Here is a 19,927-nt window from a genome sequence, read left to right as displayed (position 1 = left end):
GCCTAGAATCCGGCCCCCAGAGTGACGCCAAAGGTACGCGGCCGAACGATGCCCGTGGTGATGGCGCCGTTCGGTGCGACCGGCAAGCCGCCGCCCGTCCCCACATCGGTGATGCCGCGGCTGTTACCCAGATTCTTCGCAAAGAATTCGACCGAGTAGCGGCCGAAATCGACGCCGGCGCGCAGGTCGATTACCTCATAGGCTGGGACGACCGGACGATCGAGGCCATAGAGCGCCCCGAAGCCGGCGTCGAAATTCGCGCGTTGCTTCGAAAGCGACCGCAGCGAAGCACCGACGAACGCCTCGCTGTTGCCGCCAAGGCTCCAGCTATAGTCGATGTTCGCGTTGAGGTTATATTTTGGCGTGAACGGCAGCGAGTCTCCAGCAAGGCCGCCCACATTAGGATCGGTGTCGGTCTTGAGCCGCGCATTGGTATAGGCTCCGTTCAGCGAGAGGACGAACCCGCGCGTCGGCCGAAGCGTCGCGGTGAATTCAAACCCGTCGCTCTTTGCCTTGCCGCCGTTCGCGTTGAGGCCGAAATTGTTGATCACTGTAAAAAGCTGGATGTCGGTCCAGTCGATATGGAAGGCCGCGGCGTCGATCGAAAAACTGCGATCGGCGGTTTCGGCCTTGATGCCGGCTTCATAGCTGATCAGCGAATCCGAACTGTATGTCTGGGGCGTGCCGGCCGGCACATTGGGCGGCAACAGGTTGGGGCCGCCCGGCCGGAAGCCCTTGGCGACCCGCGCGTAGAGCGCCACATTGCTCGACACCTTGTATTTTGCCGATCCTGACCAGGTAAACACGTCCTCCGACGAGGTGGATTCGAGCGACGGCGGCGCCAGCAGCCCGGTGCCGCCCTGGTCGACGAACTGTTTGTTGTGGCTGTAGCGGCCGCCCAGCGTGACGTCGAAACGCGGGCCAAGATGGACCGTCGCGTTGCCGAACGCGGCATATTCCTCATAGGTCGATGTCGTGAAGATATCGGCGATATCGGGCAGCAGCGGGTCGATCGTAAGCGTGCCCGGTTCGAACAGGTCGATCCGCTGGAAAATCCCGCCCTTCTCGTGCGTGTAATATCCGCCGACAAGCCATTCGAAGCTATCATCAACCGGCGACTGGAGACGCACTTCCTGGGTCCATTTGGTCAGGTTGGTCATTTGCGCCAGACCAATGTCGCTCGGCAGCCCAAGCGCCGCGCCATAAGGCGTGGTCAAATCATCGCGCAGGGTGACGTCCTGGATAGCATAACTTGTCGAGGACAGCAGTTCGGCAAATCCGAAATCCCAGTCGAGCGAACCGTTATAAAGACGATACCTCACCTTCGTGAACTCGGGGACATATTGCGACTTGGTCAGGCCGCCGTAGAGCGGTTTCAGCGTCGAAGGATCGACTTCGACGGTGCTGCCGCCATCACTGTCGAAATCCTGAAGCAGCGCCGTCAGCCGTATCGACAGATTTTCGGTGGGCGCGAACAATACGGAGATGCGGCCGCCATAGCTCTTCGAATCGTTGATGTTCTTGTCGGCGTCGGACCCCGCCGTGCCCACCGAGTCGATATAACCGCCATAGGAACGGTAAAAACCCGACGCGCGCAGAGCCGCCTTGTCAGAGAGCGGAAGGTTGATCAGCGCCTGCCCCATATAGGACATGTCGCCGCCGTCGGTGGTTTCGGCGGTCCCGCGCACACGCGCCTCAAACGCCTCGGGGTCGGGACGGTTGGTGACGAATTTGAGCACGCCCCCCAGCGAGCTCGCGCCATACAGCGTGCCCTGCGGTCCGCGCAGAACCTCTACCCGGTCGACATCAAAGGTGTCGAACTCCCCCGCAAGAATCGCACCATTGTTCTGGCCGCTCGACGAACCGAAAGGCGTCTCGTCGATATAGGTGGATACCGTCGAGGCAACCCCGCCTGTGTTCACGCCGCGCAGCACCAGGCGCCCCTCGCCCGGATTGCTTTGTTCAAGCTGCAGACCCGGGATAAGCTTTGCGAAGTCCTGAAAGGTGACGGCCTGCTGCTTTTCCAGCGTCGCGCCGCTCACCACCGACACCGATTGCGGAACGTCGATCAGCGCCTGCTCGCGCTTTTGCGCCGTGACGACAATTTCACGTTCGTCGCCTTCTTGCGCATAGCCGGGCATGCTGACGGCTAAAGCGATCAAGCTGCCGGCGACCAAAAAAGTTTGCTTCATGATGGGTCCCCCATTTTTGGCCGAGGATGCGACAAAAGGGAAATGTCACAGCGCGCGCCACACATCGTCAATTTGGCGATTATTGTCCTAATTAGAAAATTGTCAACCTATTTAGGACATCAATTGTCATGACCCCCATATTTCCGCCGGGCAATGGATCATCCCATCGCGATACTTGACACCGGGCACACGATCGCGCGCGAGGAAGGTCGGTCCGTCGAGATCGACAATGTCGCACAGCTGCCCGACCAGATAGGATGGCGCCATCGACAGGCTGGTCCCCATCATGTTGCCGACCATGACGTCGAGGCCCAGCGTCTTCGCCTGCCGCGCGATCGCCAGCCCCTCGGTCAGCCCACCGCATTTATCGAGCTTGATATTCACCACGTCGAAGCGCCCGACGAGCGAAGCGGTGTCGGAGAGCGACAGCGCGCTTTCGTCAGCGACGAAGGGCAACGGACGCTTCAACTCATCGAGATCGGCCTCGCACCCGCGTTTCAGCGGCTGTTCGAGCTGCGCGACCCTGGCCGCGAGGAGCACGGGCAGCAGGTCGCGCAGCGTTCCGACATCATAGCCCTGATTGGCGTCGACGCCGATCCAGGCGCCGGGCCGCGCCGCGCGGATCGCCTCGATGCGCGCGACATCGTCGGCCAGGTCGCCGGTAAGCTTGACCTTGACCGGCGCCTCCGCGTCAATCGCCTGTGCGGCCGCCGCCATCCGTTCGGGCTTATCGGCGCCGAGCGTCAGCGTTGAGCGCAGCGCCTTTGGCGCGTCCAGTCCGGCAAGCTGCCACACAGGCCGCCCCGTCTGCTTGGCTTCTAGATCCCAAAAGGCGCAGTCGAGCGCGTTGCGTGCGCCACCGGGCGGCAGCAATTGCTGCAAATCCTCGCGCGTCGCGCCGCGCTCGATCGCACCCTGCACGCGGGCCGCCTGGCCAAGCATATGGTCGATGTCGTCGCCGAGATAATAGACCCCCGCCCCCTCGCCGCGCCCGACATGCTCGCCATCGGAGAGTTCGGCGACGAGCAGCGCGGTTTCGGTAAAGACATGCCCCGAAATGCGGAACGGCTGGTGATAGGGAAAACGCTCGACCCGAAGGTCGAGCGTCAATCCCTGCGTTCGCTGCGTCGCCATCAATAGACCATCCCGAAGCCATAGAGATGGAAGGTGAGCGTGACCCACACAAGCACCGCGGCGGCGAGGATCAGCAGCACCGCGCCGAGCTTCATCGTCCAGCGCCGCTTGTCCTTGATGCAAAGCCACAGGTGCCATGCTGCGGTCACGAGCAAGCCGAAAGCGGCAAGCGGGGTGAGGATGCGCAGCAGGTGGATCAACCAGTCGAGCGGCCCGCCGATGCTGCCGATGTCGGCCGAAAAGGCCGCGATCAGCCCGATCCACCCCGCCAGCGCCCCGAGTGCGAGCCACGCGAAGACACGCGACAAGCGATAGGCGCGGAGCGATTTGCTTGTGAGCGCGAAATCCGCCTTGAAGTTGCGTCGCACCAGTGCGCGCACCGGCCAGGCAAGCGCGGCGAGCAGGATGATGCCGAAGGCGAAAATCAATGCGGGATTGAGCCAGGCGGCGTTGACGCCGGCAGGCGCCGGTTCGAACACCATGAACGGGGATCCGGCATCGACGCTCATGCGCACGACGCGGCCATCCTTAACCTCGGCGGCAAGGCGCTCGCCGGTGCCCGTGTCGCGCCAGACGAAGGGTTCGACCTCGACCCAGTCGCGTGCACCGGCGCCAAGGCCATCGAGCGCGGGAAAGCTGAGCTTGCCGTCTTCGGTCAGCGAGATTGTCGCTTGTCCGAGCAGGCCCAGCAGGCTCAGGAAATTAGTGAAGGAACCGCGGCTGCTGACATAATTGCCGACCATCATCTGCGCATGTTCGCGGGCGGTCGCGGCATCGACCTGCCCCGGCTTTTCTTCGCCGGGAAGATAGCGGTCGGCGAATTTGTGGAAGAGCGCGCTGCGCACCGCGCCCGTGGCGCCATCCTTGCCCTGCGCGTTCATCGACAGGAAAATGCCGATGTCGCTATCGGGAAACAGCCACAGATAGGAGTGGAACCAGACGGTATCGCCGCCATGCGCGATCGCGCGGCGCCCGTTGACCTGTTGCTCGTAGAAGCCCAGCGCCATGCTGTTGAGCGGACCGACGCCGGGAGCCTTGAAATTGTGCATCTGCGCGACGGTTTCAGGCTTCAAAATTCCGCCGCCGCCATTCAGGTGCGCAATCATAAACTTCGCCATGTCGGCACCGCTCGCTGACAGGCTGCCCGCGGGGCCGGGAATGACCATTTCGAAGGGCTCCGCCTTGCCCGTAACGTCGGAATAGCCCTTTGCCATATACGGTGCGAGACGCGCGGGCAGCGGCTGGCGGAAGGTCGAATGCGTCATGCCGAGCGGCTTGAAGATCCGGGTTTCGACATAATCGTCGAAATTCTGACCGCTGACACGCTCGACGATGTAACCGGCGAGCGCTGTCGCATAATTGGAATAGGCGGGCGTCGTGCCGGGCGCGAACACGCGTTTGGGCAGCGCAAGCGGCATCAGCTCTTTGAGCGTTTTAACCGCCTTGGGATCGCTGCTGATGAGGTAGCGCACCGATTCCTCGAAACCAGCGGTATGCGTCATGATCTGGCGCATCGTGATCGGTTTGCCGTCAAAGGGAGGAATCTTGAAATCGAGGTAGGCGTTAACATCCTTGTCCAGATCGATCTTGCCGGCCTCCACCTGCTGCATCACGGCCGTCCAGGTGACCAGCTTCGACACCGATCCGGGTCGAAAAAGCGTGGTTTCGGGAAGCACCGGCGCTCGCTTCGCGACGTCGGCGAACCCATAGCCCTTTTGAAGCAAAACCTCGTCGCCGCGAACCACAACCACAACCGCGCCGGGAATGCGTCCCCGCTCGAGCGCATATGGCAGATAGCCGTCCATCCACGCCTCGAGATCTTTTGAATCGAGCGCGACAGGCGCCGAGACCATACCCTTCGGCGCCATCGTTTCGGCCTTCTTCACGGCTGGCGCAGGCACTGGCCCCTGTGCGGCCAATGGCAGCGCGGCCAATGCCGCGAGCCCGATCATCGCCTTGCGGATGAAACGCATCGCTTTCCCCTTTTGTCTGGCACGCCCTGTCACACCTTGCGGCAAGTCGCGCGACCCCTTACCAAGGGCCGAACATCTGTTAGCCCGATAGGGACATAATGATCCTGATTAGAAAATTGTCAAACGAGGATTGGAAAATCTGATGGCCGACCGTGCAACGCCGCCGACGCTCGGCGCGGTGATGAAGGGGATAAGGGCGCGAAACGGTTGGACGCTCAAGGAAATGAGCGCGAAGTCGGGCATCCCCGTATCGACGCTGTCGAAGGTCGAGCACGACCGGCTCACGCTGAGTTACGACAAACTTCAGCAGCTCAGCCAGCGACTCAAAATTCGCATGTCGGACTTGTTCGCCGAGGACGAGGAGGATGCCGCACCCCGCGTCACCGGGCGCCGCAGCATCGCGACGATCGACCGGGCGGCGCGCGTCACCACCGATAACTACGATTATCATTATCTCTGCACCGACCTCCGGCAAAAACGGATGATCCCGATCCTCACGCGCATCCGTGCGCACAGCGCGCGCGAGTTCGGCGAGCTGGTTCATCATCAGGGTGAGGAATTCATCTACGTCCTCGAAGGCCGGATCGAGGTGCACAGCGAGTTTTACGACCCCGTCACACTCGACGTCGGCCAGGGCATCTATATCGATTCGTCGATGGGTCACGCCTATGTCGTCGCTGACGGGTGTGAAGAGGCGCTGGTGCTTGGCGTCTGTTCGAGCGCCGACGACGGGCTGATGGATTCGCTGATGAGTCTGCACGGATAAGTAACCGAAAAGGAAAAGAAAATGGTATCGCCCCGGCGCTTCGCACCCCCGCTTTGGCTCCTCTGCAGCTCGATGTTGCTCGCAGCGCCGGTCGCGGCGCAGGCGCCCGCCTATGACCTGATCATCCGCGGCGGCACCCTTTATGACGGGTCGGGTAATTCGCCGGTCATCGGCGACGTCGGAATCAGGGGCGATCGCATCGTCGCGGTCGGTACCGTCGAAGGAACGGCGACGCGCGAGGTGCAGGCCAAGGGCATGGCGGTCGCGCCGGGCTTTATCAACATGCTGAGCTGGGCGACCGAATCGCTGATCGCCGATCCCAAGAGCCAGAGCGATATCCGGCAGGGCGTGACACTGGAAGTGATGGGCGAAGGCTGGTCGATGGGTCCGATGAACGCGGCGATGAAGGCCCAGGAAACGGCGCGGCAGGGCGACATCCAATATCCGATCGAATGGACGAGCCTCGGCGATTATTTCGGCTGGCTCGAAAAGCGGGGCATTTCCACCAATATTGCCAGCTTCGTCGGCGCAGCGACGGTGCGCGTGCATGAGCTTGGCGAAGGCGATGTCGATCCGACACCCGAACAGCTGGACCGGATGCGCGCGCTGGTGCGGCAGGCGATGAATGAGGGCGCGATGGGCGTTGGCAGCTCGCTCATCTATGCGCCCGGCTCCTACGCCGAAACCGATGAACTTGTCACGCTGACCCGCGAAGCGGCGAAGTGCGGCGGCATGTATATCAGCCATATGCGATCCGAAGGCGACCGGATCGAGGAGGCAGTCGACGAACTGATCGAGATTTCGCGCCGCTCGGGTGCGCCCGCCGAAATCTATCATCTGAAGATGGCGGGGCGCAGCAACTGGGGCAAGCTCGATGGTATCGTGAAGAAAATCGAAGATGCCCGTGCCGCCGGGCTGAAGATTACGACCGACATGTACACCTACACGGCCGGCGCGACGGGGCTCGACGCCGCGATGCCGACTTGGGTGCAGGCGGGCGGGCTGGAGGCGTGGATCGAGCGGCTGAAAGACCCCGCGATCCGGACGCGCGTTGCCGAGGAAATGAAGAAGCCCGGCAGTGACTGGGAAAATCTCTATTTCGGCGCGGGCGCCGACAAGATGATCCTTTCGGGCTTCAAAAGCGAAGCCCTCAAACCGCTCACCGGCAAGACGCTCGCCGAGGTTGCGGCGATGCGCGGCAAGTCGCCCGAAGAGACCGCGATGGACCTTGTCATCGAGGATGGCTCGCGCGTCGGCACCGTCTATTTCCTGATGTCCGAGGACAATGTCCGCAAGCAGATCCAGCTGCCATGGATGAGCTTCGCGTCCGACGCGGCGTCGCAGGCGACTGAGGGCGTGTTCCTGAAATCGGGCGCGCACCCGCGCACCTACGGCAATTTCGCGCGGCTGCTCGGCCGCTATGTCCGCGACGAGAAGCTGATCCCGCTCGAACAGGCGGTCTACCGGCTCACCACCCTGCCCGCGACCAATCTCGGCATCGAAGCACGCGGCGCGCTGAAGCCCGGCTATTACGCTGACGTCGTCGTGTTCGACCCCGCGACGGTCGCCGACCGCTCGACCTTCGAGGCGCCGCACCAATATTCAGTCGGCGTGCGCGACGTGTTCGTGAACGGCACGCAGGTGCTGAAGGATGGCGAGCATAGCGGCGCCACGCCGGGCCGCGCGGTACGCGGACGCGGCTGGAACCGCTGTCCCTAGCACGACCGGCTCGCGCGAAGCGGGATATACTTAGTAATAAAACTATTGCATGGGGCGCCATGCAAAATCCGGGGCGAATCGCGGCGATCGCGCTGCAAGGGGCGGAAGCGTGAATCCGATCTGGCTTCCCGCTGCACTTTTCGGCGGGCTGTTCCAGGCGTGGCGCACGGCGCTGCAACAGAGACTGCGCTCCGAACTCAGCATCAGCGGCGCGGGGTTGGTGCGTTATCTATATGGTGTGCCCTTTGCGCTTTTGCTCGCGGGTGCGTGGCTCAGCCTGACGGGCGATACCGTCCCTGAGCTCGGCGGTCGATTCCTCGGTTTTGCGGCTGCAGGCGCGGTTACCCAAATGGCCGGGACGATCCTGCTCATCATGGCGTTCGGACACCGCGGATTCGTCGTTGGCACCGCTTTTTCCAAAACCGAAGCCGTGCAGGCGGCGCTGGTGACCGCTCTCTTGCTCGGCGAGCGGCTGCCGCTGCTCGCCTGGCTGGGCATCGTCGCGGGGGTCGCGGGGGTGCTGGTGCTCGCCTTGGCCGGACGCGGCATTGCGGCCGCCGAAGTCTGGCGCGCACTCGGCCAGCCGGCGGCGCTCTGCGGGCTCGGCGCGGGGTCGATGTTCGCGCTCGCCGCCATCGCCGTGAAGCTTGCGACGGCAGAGCTGGAAGACGTCGATTTGATCGGATCGGCGCTGGTCACGCTCGTCGTCGTCATGGCGATCCAGACGACGTTGCATCTGATGTGGGTCGCGATGCGTGACCGCGCGACGCTCGCCGCGGCCTTTCGCACATGGCGCAATTCGAGCCAGGTCGGGCTGCTGTCGGCGCTCGGCTCGGCGTGCTGGTATATCGGTTTTGCCGCCGCGCCTGCGGCGCTGGTGCGCGTCGTCGGACAGGTCGAGGTCGTGTTCACCGTCGGCTTCGCGCATTTCTACCTGCGCGAACCGGTGCGCTGGCACGAAATCGCGGGGCTGCTGCTCGTCGTCGGCGGCGTCGTGATGGCGCTAATCGCGACGCTTTAAGGAAAGGCGGGCGCCCGGCTGACCATCGCGGGCAGCGGCCGCTCCATGACACCCGTCAGCCATTTTGCTGCGTCGATGAGCATTGGTAGATCCAGCCCCGTCGCAACGCCACTGCCCTCGAGCATATAGACGACATCCTCGGTCGCGACATTGCCCGCCGCGCCCGGCGCGAAGGGACAGCCGCCCAGTCCGCCTAGCGACGCATCGACCGTCGCCGCGCCTTCCTGCACCGCCGCCCAGACATTCGCGATGCCCGTGCCGCGCGTGTTGTGGAAATGGACGCGGATCGGCAGTCCGCCGACTGCCTCGCGGACCCGCCCGACCATCTCCGCGACCTGCGCCGGGACGCCAACGCCGATCGTGTCGGCGAGCGCGATTTCGCGCGGAATAGCATCGGACGCGCGCTTCGCCATTTCGACGACGCGGTCGATCGCTACCCTGCCCTCGAACGGACAACCGAAGGCCGTCGCAATCGTCATCTGCCCGCTGCGCCCGGCCGTTTTTGCTAGCCCGACAATCTCGATTGCGGCGGCAAGCGATTCGTCGGAGCTTTGCCCCTGATTGCGAATGCCGAAGCTGTCGCTGGTGACGCACACGGCGCCAAGCTCGTCGATGCACCCCGTCGCCAGCGCGCGCTCGGCGCCGCGGCGGTTGAGGACGAGGCCAATGTAGGTCACGTCATTGCGATCGGGAAGCATGGCGACCAGCTCTTCGGCGTCGGCGAGTTGCGGCACCTTCTTCGGATTGACGAAACTCGTCACCTCGATACGGCGCACGCCGTAATCGATCGCGCGGCGGACGAGATCGAGCTTGTCGGCGGTCGATACGATCGCCGGCTCATTCTGAAGCCCGTCACGCGGGCCGACCTCGACGATTTCCACGGCATGATTTTTCAACATCTTGCGTCCTGAATTTTCCGGGTCATTTGCAGGTTGAAAATTACATAGCATTCTAAGTATAGAATGACCATGGGCGAGGCAGGTCGTCTCTATCGGAGTCGGCCGCGAAAGGAATGATATGGGCGAGACGGGCAGCGGGGGTGCGCTGGAAGGCATCAGGGTCGTCGAAATGGGGCAGCTGATCGCCGGCCCCTTCTGCGGCCAACTGCTCGGCGACATGGGCGCCGAAATCGTTAAGCTCGAACCACCGGGGACGGGCGACCAGATGCGCCATTGGGGTCAGGGTGACAAGCCAAGCTGGTGGCGCGTCATCGCACGCAACAAATTTTCGGTGGCGTGCGACCTGCGGTCCAAAGATGGACAGGCGCTCGCGCGCGAATTGATCGCCAAGGCCGACATCCTGATCGAAAACTTCCGTCCCGGCACGCTCGAAAAATGGAACCTCGACCCCGTCGAGCTTCGCAAGGCCAACCCCGGTCTGATCGTCGTGCGCGTCTCGGGCTACGGCCAGACCGGTCCCTATGCCGCGCGCGCCGGGTTCGGCGGGATCGGCGAGGCGATGGGCGGCTGGCGCGGCATCGTCGGCTATCCGGACCTGCCGCCCGCGCGCATGGGGGTATCGATCGGCGATACGCTCGCTGCGACCTACGGGTGCATGGGCGCGCTCGTGGCGCTCCATCACCGCGGCAAGACCGGCGAAGGGCAGATCGTCGACTCGGCGCTTTATGAGGCGGTGTTGCAGGTGATGGAATCGACGGTGTCCGACTATTCGGCGAGCGGCACCAAGCGCCGCCGCACCGGGTCGACGCTGCCCGGCATCGCGCCGTCGAACGTCTATCCGTGCAAGGATGGCGAATATCTGATTGGCGCCAATCAGGATGGCGTCTTTGCGCGGCTAGCCGCGGCGATGGGGCGGCCCGAACTGGCGCGCGACGAACGCTATGCGACGCACCGTGCGCGCGGCGCGAGGCAGGAAGAGCTCGATGCGCTCATTGGCGAATGGACAAGAACGCTGACCATCGCCGAGCTTGAAGCGAAGATGGTCGAGGCCGCCGTCCCTGCGGGCCGCGTCTTCGACGCGGAAGACATGCTCGCCGACCCGCATTTTGCCGCACGCGACGCGCTGGTGAAAGTTGCCGACGACGAGTTTGGCGAGATCACGATGCAGGGCGTATTTCCAAAACTGTCGGCGACACCGGGCAGCGTTCGCCGCCCTGCCCCGCTTGGCGTCGGACAGGACGGCGCCGACGTCATCAAACGATGGCTCGGACGGGAGGATTGAGGCGATGATCACGCTCTACGGCGGCCCGACCCCCAATGCGCGCAAGATCGCGATCGCGCTTCTCGAGATGGGGCTCGACTGGCGCCTCGAATATATCGACATTCTGGCGGGCGATCAGCTGACCCCCGAATTTCTCGCGCTCAACCCAAACAACAAGACGCCCGTGATCGTCGACGACAAAGGACCGGATGGCGAGCGGTTCGTGCTTTGGGAGACCGGCGCGATTTTGCTCTATCTCGCCGAAAAGACCGGACGCTTCCTGCCCACCGATCCGGCAGCGCGCGCGATCTGCTGGCAATGGCTGATGTTCCAGGTGTCGGGCGTCGGGCCGATGTTCGGGCAGGAAGCGCATTTCACCCATTATGCCAAGGACCGGCACGAATATGCGATCGAACGTTACAGCCGCGAGGTCGACCGGTTGATGATGGTCCTCGACAAAAGGCTGGGCGAGGCCAAGTGGTTGGCGGGCGACGAGTATACGATCGCCGATATGGCGACGCTTCCTTATCTGCGTCGCCAGCTGATCGAAAAGGCCGGACGTTTTCCGAATGTCGACCGCTGGGGCGCAGCGATGCTCGAGCGTCCTGCGGTCGCTGAGGGCATGACAGTCGGCGTCGCGCGTGCCGAAACGATCGAGGGTGGACTCACCGGCTTCACCGACGAGCACCGCGCGATCTTGTGGGGGGATCGGCAGCATGCGAAGCGGTGAGAGGGTGCGTAAGGATGATGGCGGCTTTAGGGTGGGGAGTTGCCGCTAAATCCTCCCTGTGGCGAAGCCATGGGGAGGGGGACCGCTCGCGCAGCGAGTGGTGGAGGGGCCGCGACGGCAGCGCCAAAGCCCCTCCGTCAGCGCTTCGCGCTGCCACCTCCCCATCGCTTCGCGACAGGGAGGATTTTATTGTCTGCAATCGGTGTTCCCAGCCTCTCGCCCTCAGTCCCCCCGCGCCGCCGCTTGGTTCGCATCGCCGAACATGTTCGACCATTCCTTTTCATCAAGCCGCTGGTGCCGCCCGATATATTTCGCGGGTGGCATCAGATCGTCGCGCGCCATCATACGTGCGACAGCCGGACGCTCGCGGATGCGTTCGAACCAACCCCGCATAGCGGGCCATTCGTCGAGAGCCATTCCCATAACGAACGCCGATGCGCGGCCGGGCCAGATCGCCATATCGGCGATCGTATATTCCTCGCCGGCGACATAGGCACTTTTCTCCAGCCGTTTTTCGAGCACGCTGAGCAGACGCGTCAGTTCCTTCGTATAGCGCTCGATCGCATAATCTTGCCCGGTGGGAGCGTAGCGCAAGAAATGACTCGCCTGTCCGCCCATCGGCCCCAGCCCCGCAACCTGCCACGTCAGCCATGACAATGTAGCCGCGCGCGCGGCACCCGATGACGGAAGGAAGCGCCCGCTTTTTTCGGCCAGATATTGCAAGATCGCTCCCGATTCAAAGACGGTGATCGGATCACGGCCGTCCACGGGACTATGGTCGACGATCGCGGGCAGCTTATGGTTGGGATTGATCCGGCCAAACTCGGCGGTCAGCTGGTCGCCGTTGAAGATGTCATAGGGCATGACGCGATAGGATGCGCCGATCTCCTCCAGCATGATGGCAATCTTCTGTCCGTTCGGCGTCGCCGAATAATGCAGGTCGATCATTTCAGAGTATCTCGTGGATTACATGGCGGACGCCAAAATCGGTTCGCTCGCCGACCCCCACCGCCAGCACGCCGTTGAGCCAGCCATATTGCGCGCTCGCGGTTTCGAACACGGGGGCGATTCGCAGATAATATCGCGATGCGTCGGCGTCGGGCACAGCGGGGTCGGCGAAGGTGGTGCGCACATCGTCGGGAATGATGTTGCGGCCCGTGTAGCTGACATAGATGAGTTCGCCGTCATCGGTCTGCCACACTGCGCGCGCGTCGAAGGTGCCGACCGATACCGTGTCGCCGAGCCGCCCGCTGCGCGACCAGTTTCCGCCACCTGACAGGACTATGCCGTTGATTCGCGGCCCGAAGAAGCGCCCTCCACTAATATACCCAAGCCGCTGGTCGCCGAATGGCGAGGCGCCGATGCCTATGATTCCGCCGCCCACTTCGAACTCGACGGTGCACAGATGCCGGCTTGCCAGCGCGGCGGGTTCCCTGTCCCTAATTTCTTCACTCATGCCACGAATCCTCTTCCTGCCTATGGACAAGCATAAAACAATTAGTATACTAAGGGTCAATCAGATTGACGGATCGGAAATATCTCCGGAACCGACGACATACACTCAATGGGAGGGTGCATATGAAGGCTCGTAACCAGTTTCTGCTGTCGGGCGTCGCAGCGTTCGCGATGCTTGCCAACGCCGCACCGACGTGGGCGCAAACAGCGCCTGCCGAAGCAGCGGATAACGACGACAGCGCAACCAACGAAATCATCGTCACCGCGCAAAAGCGCGAACAGAGCCTTCAGGACGTGCCGATCTCGATGGAAGTGGTGAGCGGCGCCAAGCTCGCCGAGTTCAACACGAGCGACATCAAGGCGGTGATGAACTACACGCCGAACGTCTTCGTCCAATCGACCGCGGGCAACGACGTCATTTATATCCGCGGCTTCGGTTCGCCGCCGGCAAACTTCGCGTTCGACCAGTCGGTGTCGCTCTATGTCGACGGCATCTACGCCGGCCGCAACCGGCAGGCGCAGGCGCCTTTCTTCGACCTTGCGCGCGTCGAGGTGCTGCGCGGTCCGCAGGGCGCGCTTTTCGGCAAGAACACGGCCGCGGGCGCGGTGAGCGTCGTTTCGGCCGGACCGACGCGCGAATTCGAAGGCGCGCTGACCGGACTTTACAACTTCGATCACAAAGGCACCGATTTTTCAGGCTATCTGTCGGGGCCGATCAGCGACACGCTGGGCGCGCGCCTCGCGTACAAGATCGTCAATCAGGACGGCTATATCTATAACCGCGCGACCGATCACGACGATCCCGAAATCAAGTCGCAATTGCTGCGCCTGACGCTGAAGTGGGAGCCGTCGGCCAATTTCGATTATACCGCGAAGGTCGAATACGGGAACCGCGAAGTCAACGGCGGCATCACCGTGTCGAGCCCGCTGACCAGCGGGCAGGATCCGCAGACGACGCGCTATCTCGAACGCTCGGCGCTGGGCAACGAGGGCAATGACAATAAATCGGTGATGATCTCGGGCGTCGGCAACCTCGCGCTCGGCGATTTCACGCTGACCTCGGTAACGGGGTACAGCTGGTTCAAGTCGAAGATTATCAACGGGTTCGACCAGACGATCCCGAACAGTGGCGGCGCGTTCACCGCAAACTCGGTCTACAACGCCTTCCCCGAACGTTTCGACCAGATCTCGCAGGAAATTCGCATCCTTTCGCCGACCGGCAAGACCTTCGAATTCATCGTTGGCGCCTATTATGACAAATCGAACTACACGCTCGAACAATATCAGGGCTTCAACCTGCCGAGCCTGACGATCCCTGGCGTCTTTGCCGGACCCTATTTCGGCCGCATCGACAGCGTCTTCAATCAGGAAGCCGAAAGCTGGTCGGTGTTCGGACAGGGCACCTTCAACGTCACCGACGCCTTCCGCGCGATCGGCAGCCTGCGTTATTCGCATACGAAGAAGGAAGGCGATTTCGCCGCCCGGCTGGTCTACGGATCGAACGGCCTCAACGGCCAGCCTTTTGCGCTACGCCCGATTTCGAGCGCGGTCGGCAAGATCAGCGAAGGCAATGTCGATCCGTCGGTGACACTGCAGTACGATATCGCGCCGCGCATCATGATCTACGGAACCTGGGGCCGCGGTTCGAAGTCGGGCGGTTTCGTGTCGAACACGCTCGGTACGACGAACGCGACCTTCACCTTTGAGCCCGAACGGTCGGAAAATTTCGAGGCGGGCGTCAAATCGACGCTGTTCGACGGCAAGGTCGTCGCGAACGTCTCGCTCTATCACACCAAGTTCAAGGACTTGCAGGTTTCGGTCTATCAGCCCGCGACGTCGAGCTATCTGACCGGCAACGCTGCGGCCGCGACGTCGAAGGGCATCGAAGGATCGCTCAGCATCTATCCGATCGAGAATTTCGATATCAGCGCCTCGGCCGCCTACTCGGATATCAAATATGACGATTATCCGGGCGCAGCCTGTCTTGCCTCGCAAGTCGGCTGTACGCCGGCGACGAACAATCTTGCCGGTTATCCGGTAGCCTATTCGTCGAAATGGACAGGCAGCGTCACCGCGCACGCGCGTTTCGACATGTCGGAAGATTTGAAGCTGGATATCACCGGCGTCGCCGCGGGCCGTTCGAAATATTTCAATTCGGACAACCAGAGCCCGATCTTCGGCGTCCAGGACGGCTATGTGAAGCTCGACCTGCGCGTCCAGCTCGCCGATCGCGATGATAGCTGGCACCTCGCGCTGGTCGGGAAGAATCTGACCAACCAGAAGACGATCGGCAGCGCGTTCAACCTGCCCTTCCCGATCACGCCGGTTCCGCGCGCAATCCTTTATCTCGAGCCCACGCGCAACATTTCGGTTGAGGCCGGTATCAAGTTCTAGGTCCGAATATGATGTCCCAGGGATCGGCCGCCATCGAAGCTTTCCTCGACAGGGAAGCGGCGGTGGCGGTCGTGACCTGCTACGCATCCGCGCTCGATGCGCGCGACTGGGCCGCCTATCGCGCGCTCTTCGCCGACGAAATCGCGATCGACTATGGCGCGATCGGCTCGCTCGTCGCGACCGTGTCCGCGGACGAGTGGACAACCCGCTGCCGAACGCTCGAAGGGTTCGATGCGACCGCACACCAGTTGCACAACGTCAGCGCCATCATCGACGGCGACCGTGCGACGGTGACCAGCGTCGTCGATGCCGTCCATATCGTCGGGGTCGAGGACCGCACCCTGCTCGGCGATCTGATCGGCCGTTACACGCATCGGCTGGTGCGGCAGAACGGGTGGAAAATTGCGGGCGTGACGTTGGCCGTCGTCGCCTATCCCGCGGGGAAAGAGGCATTTGAAGCCGCTTTTGCCGCCGCGCGCGCCATTTTCGCCGGAGAAAACCCCGCATGATCGACGTCTATTTCACCCCCACGCCGAACGGCCACAAGGTTTCGATCATGCTGGAGGAGATCGGGCTGGAGCACCGGCTGATCGCGATGAACATGCTCGAAGGCGATCATCTGACTCCGGAATATCGCCGCATCAATCCGAACGGCCGCCTGCCCGCGATCGTCGATCATGATCCCACTGGTGGCGGCGCACCGTTGCCGGTATTCGAGAGCGGCGCCATTTTGCTCTATCTCGCCGAAAAGAGCGGCCAGCTGCTCCCCGAAAATCCCCGGCGCCGCAGCCAGGCGCAGCAATGGCTGATGTGGCAGATGGCGAGCTTTGGCCCGATGCAGGGACAGGCGCATCATTTCATCCGCTATGCGCCCGAGGGGCAGGCCTATCCGGTCGAGCGCTATCGCAACGAGACGCTGCGCCTGCTCCATGTCCTTAACGGCCGGCTGAGCGAGGCGGACTATCTGGCCGAGGAATATTCGATCGCCGACATCGCCTGCTGGCCATGGACGCGCGCGATCCGCGCCATCGGGCTGACGCTCGACGATTATCCTGCGGTCGCCAACTGGTTCGCGCGGATCGGCGAGCGACCGGCGGTGATCGCGGGCACCGACGTCAAGAATGCCGCGAACCTGTCGAGCGCGCGCCCCGTACTCACCGAGGAGCAATGGTCGAATCTGTTCGGCAAGAATATGCTGGAAGCGCCGACGCGCTAGCCTTCGTCATTGCGAGGAGCGCAGCGACGAAGCAACCTCCAGCCATCATCCGGGTGCTACGCGAGCTGGAGATTGCTTCGCTTCGCTCGCAATGACGCTTTGATCTTATATCGTGTCGGCGTGCCCCCACTGATATTCGATCTGACCGCCCAGCCGCCGCACTGCCAGCCAGTCGCCACCCGCTAGGCTGTCGTCCTCGATCAGCGCGATCACGCCCCCCGCAATATCCTCGGGCGCGCACGCCTCGTTGTTCGCGAGCACGGCCTTCATCCATTCGGATTTGCCGCCCGCCCCGGTCGTATCGAGGATCGGCGTATCGACCAGCCCCGGCAGCATCCCGGCGACGCGGACGTTGCATTCGTCTTTCAGCGGCGCGCAGCAGCGCGTGAACATCATCACCGCCGCCTTGGTCGTCGCATACATGGCATCGTAGAACCCGGTGCCGAGCGCGACGGTCGAGACCGTGTTGACGATGACTCCCCCACCATTTTTCCGCATCGCCTGCACGGCGATCTGCGTCGCCGCGACGAGCGAGGTCAAGTTAACGTCGATGATCCAGCGCAGGCGGGCGGCATCGACGTCGGGAAATTGCGGCAGCCCCGACACAACGCCGGCATTGTTGTGCAATATGTCGACGTCGCCATGCGTACGGAACCACGCCTCGGTCGCTGGAATGTCGGAAAGGTCGAGCCGGTGGATGCCCGCACGCGCGCCCTCGCCTTCAACCAGCTTCGCCGTCTCGGCAAGTCCCGCTTCGTTGACATCGACAAGCGCAATCTCCCGCGCACCGCGTGCCGCCAGCATCACCGCCGTGGCGCGACCGATGCCGCCCGCCGCCCCCGTGACGATCGCGCTTTTGCCCTTGATCTCCATCTCTTCTCTCCCGGCAAGTTACCCGCTACCGTAAAGCACATTGACAGATAAACTTAAATATCTAAGTATTTTTTGAATAGAAGAATCGCGCGATTTGGGGAGAGTTATGACCGAGGCCACCGCCGTTCCCGCCGGCGCAGCTGCGCACGAAAGCGGCCTCGCGCTGCGCCGCAACGTCGCGCTGGTGATGCTGTTCATCGTCGGCACGATCAATTTCGTCGATCGTCAGCTGCTGTCGGTGCTCGTCGAGCCGATCCGCGCCGACATGAATTTCAGCGATACGCAGTTCGGCCTGCTGACCGGCCTCGCCTTCGCGCTTTTCTATGCGGCAATGGGCGTTCCTGTCGCGATGATCGCCGACCGCTGGAACCGCATCCGGCTGATCGGCATCGCCTGCATCGTTTGGAGCGGCTTTACGGCGGCGTGCGGCCTGGCGTCGAATTTCTGGCAATTGGCGCTGATGCGTTTCGGCGTCGGTGCAGGCGAAGCGGGCGGCACCGCACCGTCGCTGTCGGTGCTTGCCGACTATTATCCCTCCGCGCAGCGGCCGCTCGCAATCGGGATCTTTACCTGTAACGGGCCGTTCGGCGTCTTCGTCGGCGCGGCCTTCGGTGCATGGGCCGCCGCCAATATCGGCTGGCGCAATGCCTTTATCGTCATCGGCATCGTTGGCATCCTTGTCGCCCCGCTGCTGATCTGGCTCGTCCGCGAGCCTGCGCGCGGCGCGATGGATACCCACAAACCCGCCGACGAAGCACTGCCTTTCAGCCAGAGCCTCGCGATGTTCATCCGCCGCCCGTCGCTGCGCATGGTGATGATCGGCAGCGGGCTCGCGGCCTTCGTCAGCTACGGGATGCTCAACTGGATTCCCGCTTTTCTGATGCGCACGCAAAATATGCCGTTGGAGGCGATGGCGACATGGTTCGCGCCCGCCGCGGGCATCACTTTCGGTATCGGCATCCTCGGCGGCGGCTGGCTGGTCAGCCACCGCGCCAAGACCTCGGCGCGCGCCTATGGCACCATCCCTGCACTGGCGACGGCGGTGCTGATCCCGACCTTCATCGCAGCCTTGCTCGTCGATAGCTGGCAGCTGTCGCTCGCGCTGATGCTGATCCCGATGGCGGCGTGCACAGCCTATGTCGCCCCGGCGCTCGCGCTCGTGCAAAACCTGACCCCGCCGCGCAGCCGCGCCACGGCTGCCGCGGTGCTTATGCTGATGTTCAACATCATCGGCCTTGGCCTTGGTCCGCTGTTCGCCGGCATCGTCAGCGACGCGCTGATGGATGCGCACGGCGTCGACAGCCTGCGCTGGGCGCTGATGGCGCTGATGCCCTTCGCGGCGGCGGCGGGCATCGCGCAGTATCGGATGACGCGCCATCTCGAAAAGGATTTCGCCGAATGACCGACGTCGCAGGCAAGACGGCCTTCGTCACCGGCGGCGCCAGCGGCCTCGGCCTCGCCACCGCGAAAGCGCTCGTCGCCAATGGGGCCTCGGTCATTCTCGCCGACATCGACGGAGCTGGCGCCGAAGCCGCGGCAGCGGCGTTGCGTGGCGAGGGTGCAAACGCAATCGGCCTCCGCCTCGACGTCACCAGCGAAGAAAGCTGGGCGGAAGCCGCAGAAAAAGCGCAGATTTTTGGACCGGTACGCATCCTGTTCAGCAACGCCGGGGTCGGCGGCGGGTCGGGGCCTTTCGAGCGCTATGACACCGACGTGTGGCGCTGGAACTATGCGGTCAACGCGCACGCGCATCTTTATGCGTGTCGCACTTTCCTCGGCGACATGAAGGCGAGCGGCGAGCCATCGCATCTCGTCATCACATCGTCGATGGTCGCGATCGTGCCGCCGCCGATCTCGGTCGCTTATATCAGTTCCAAATATGCGACGCTCGGCATCGCGATGGCGCTGCGGAACGAGCTGGCCGAGACCTGCGTCGATATTTCAGTGCTGATGCCGGGTATGTCGGCGACGCGGATCGTCGAAACGACACGCGACCTGCGGCCCGTGGAGGTCGAGGTCGGCAAGGCTGCGGCGACGAGTCAGGCGATGCAGGGCGTACTCGCTGGCGGGATGGACCCCGCCAAGGTCGGCGCGCGCGTCGTGCAGGCCATCGAGAATGGCGACTACTGGATCTTCACCCATCCCGAATGGAAAAAGATGGCCGAACTGGTGACGCAGGACATGCTGGCTGCCTTCGGTCCGTCGGCTGATCCCGACTATCGCGGCGACGACATCAATGGACTGATCGCCGCCAATGGCGGCCGCATGTTCGGCGCCAAGATCTGAGGAGAACA

Annotated in this window: 17 protein-coding genes; 10 read left to right on the top strand and 7 right to left on the bottom strand. The window is 63.0% G+C overall.

Annotated features, from left to right (window positions below; translation table 11 throughout):
- Positions 1–2: 2 nt before the first annotated feature.
- The 3 genes from VSX77_RS14080 to VSX77_RS14070 form a co-directional block, all read right to left on the bottom strand.
- Complete coding sequence (locus VSX77_RS14080) at positions 3–2,192, bottom strand: TonB-dependent receptor (RefSeq protein ID WP_338425233.1); 2,190 nt, start codon at positions 2,190–2,192, stop codon at positions 3–5.
- 126 nt (positions 2,193–2,318) lie between these two features.
- Positions 2,319–3,326 (bottom strand): dipeptide epimerase, encoded by a 1,008-nt coding sequence (locus VSX77_RS14075; protein WP_338425232.1) that lies wholly within the window; start codon positions 3,324–3,326, stop codon positions 2,319–2,321.
- The gene (locus VSX77_RS14070; protein ID WP_338425231.1) at positions 3,326–5,299 is read right to left on the bottom strand and encodes a serine hydrolase; all 1,974 of its coding nucleotides are present in this window, start codon (positions 5,297–5,299) and stop codon (positions 3,326–3,328) included. Before VSX77_RS14070 ends, VSX77_RS14075 begins: the two co-directional genes overlap by 1 nt.
- Positions 5,300–5,441: 142 nt before the next feature.
- Between VSX77_RS14070 and VSX77_RS14065 the strand changes: the two genes are divergently transcribed.
- The 3 genes from VSX77_RS14065 (at position 5,442) to VSX77_RS14055 (ending at position 8,805) form a co-directional block, all read left to right on the top strand.
- A complete protein-coding gene (locus VSX77_RS14065) occupies positions 5,442–6,065 on the top strand; it encodes a helix-turn-helix domain-containing protein (RefSeq protein ID WP_338425230.1) in 624 nt (207 codons plus the stop codon).
- A 21-nt stretch (positions 6,066–6,086) separates the two neighbouring features.
- Positions 6,087–7,784, top strand: coding sequence for an N-acyl-D-amino-acid deacylase family protein (locus VSX77_RS14060; RefSeq protein WP_338425229.1), 1,698 nt, complete (start codon positions 6,087–6,089; stop codon positions 7,782–7,784).
- 109 nt (positions 7,785–7,893) lie between these two features.
- Positions 7,894–8,805, top strand: a complete 912-nt coding sequence (locus tag VSX77_RS14055; protein WP_338425228.1) for an EamA family transporter — start codon at positions 7,894–7,896, stop codon at positions 8,803–8,805.
- On the opposite strand, the gene VSX77_RS14050 is transcribed toward VSX77_RS14055, so the two are convergent.
- Positions 8,802–9,704 carry a hydroxymethylglutaryl-CoA lyase gene (locus VSX77_RS14050; RefSeq protein WP_338425227.1) on the bottom strand — a complete coding sequence of 301 codons (903 nt, stop codon included), beginning with the start codon at positions 9,702–9,704 and terminating at the stop codon, positions 8,802–8,804. The two genes, VSX77_RS14055 and VSX77_RS14050, sit on opposite strands and share 4 nt — an antisense overlap.
- Positions 9,705–9,822: 118 nt before the next feature.
- On the opposite strand from VSX77_RS14050, the gene VSX77_RS14045 reads away from it, so the two are divergent.
- Both VSX77_RS14045 and VSX77_RS14040 read left to right on the top strand, forming a co-directional pair.
- A complete protein-coding gene (locus VSX77_RS14045) occupies positions 9,823–10,986 on the top strand; it encodes a CaiB/BaiF CoA transferase family protein (protein ID WP_338425226.1) in 1,164 nt (387 codons plus the stop codon).
- Between the two features lie 4 nt (positions 10,987–10,990).
- Positions 10,991–11,695, top strand: a complete 705-nt coding sequence (locus VSX77_RS14040) for a glutathione S-transferase family protein (protein WP_338425225.1) — start codon at positions 10,991–10,993, stop codon at positions 11,693–11,695.
- Positions 11,696–11,917: 222 nt separating this feature from the next.
- Here the strand turns inward: VSX77_RS14040 and VSX77_RS14035 are convergent, their stop codons facing one another.
- Together VSX77_RS14035 and VSX77_RS14030 are read right to left on the bottom strand one after the other, a co-directional pair.
- Positions 11,918–12,643 carry a glutathione binding-like protein gene (locus VSX77_RS14035; protein ID WP_338425224.1) on the bottom strand — a complete coding sequence of 242 codons (726 nt, stop codon included), beginning with the start codon at positions 12,641–12,643 and terminating at the stop codon, positions 11,918–11,920.
- Between the two features lies 1 nt (position 12,644).
- Entirely contained in the window at positions 12,645–13,151 is a 507-nt protein-coding gene (locus VSX77_RS14030) for a DUF3237 domain-containing protein (RefSeq protein ID WP_338425223.1), read from the bottom strand.
- Positions 13,152–13,273: 122 nt separating this feature from the next.
- Here VSX77_RS14030 and VSX77_RS14025 point away from each other — a divergent pair, with 122 nt between their 5' ends.
- From VSX77_RS14025 to VSX77_RS14015, 3 genes are read left to right on the top strand one after another with little or no spacing between them, the layout of a single operon-like run.
- A complete protein-coding gene (locus VSX77_RS14025; protein ID WP_338425222.1) occupies positions 13,274–15,544 on the top strand; it encodes a TonB-dependent receptor in 2,271 nt (756 codons plus the stop codon).
- Between the two features lie 11 nt (positions 15,545–15,555).
- Positions 15,556–16,053: a nuclear transport factor 2 family protein gene (locus tag VSX77_RS14020; protein WP_338425221.1), complete on the top strand. Its 498-nt coding sequence runs from the start codon at positions 15,556–15,558 to the stop codon at positions 16,051–16,053.
- Positions 16,050–16,760, top strand: coding sequence for a glutathione binding-like protein (locus VSX77_RS14015; RefSeq protein ID WP_338425220.1), 711 nt, complete (start codon positions 16,050–16,052; stop codon positions 16,758–16,760). The genes VSX77_RS14020 and VSX77_RS14015 overlap by 4 nt, the downstream gene beginning before the upstream one ends.
- 105 nt (positions 16,761–16,865) lie before the next feature.
- Here VSX77_RS14015 and VSX77_RS14010 read toward each other — a convergent pair whose 3' ends face one another.
- Positions 16,866–17,633, bottom strand: coding sequence for an SDR family NAD(P)-dependent oxidoreductase (locus VSX77_RS14010; RefSeq protein ID WP_338425219.1), 768 nt, complete (start codon positions 17,631–17,633; stop codon positions 16,866–16,868).
- Positions 17,634–17,739: 106 nt separating this feature from the next.
- Here VSX77_RS14010 and VSX77_RS14005 point away from each other — a divergent pair, with 106 nt between their 5' ends.
- Together VSX77_RS14005 and VSX77_RS14000 are read left to right on the top strand one after the other, a co-directional pair.
- Positions 17,740–19,035 carry a spinster family MFS transporter gene (locus tag VSX77_RS14005; RefSeq protein ID WP_338425218.1) on the top strand — a complete coding sequence of 432 codons (1,296 nt, stop codon included), beginning with the start codon at positions 17,740–17,742 and terminating at the stop codon, positions 19,033–19,035.
- Positions 19,032–19,919 (top strand): SDR family NAD(P)-dependent oxidoreductase, encoded by an 888-nt coding sequence (locus VSX77_RS14000; RefSeq protein ID WP_338425217.1) that lies wholly within the window; start codon positions 19,032–19,034, stop codon positions 19,917–19,919. Before VSX77_RS14005 ends, VSX77_RS14000 begins: the two co-directional genes overlap by 4 nt.
- Positions 19,920–19,927 lie beyond the last annotated feature (8 nt).

The sequence above is a fragment of the Sphingopyxis sp. TUF1 genome, assembly GCF_036687315.1.
Classification (GTDB): domain Bacteria; phylum Pseudomonadota; class Alphaproteobacteria; order Sphingomonadales; family Sphingomonadaceae; genus Sphingopyxis; species Sphingopyxis kveilinensis.
This window is presented reverse-complemented; position numbering and strand designations above follow the sequence as displayed.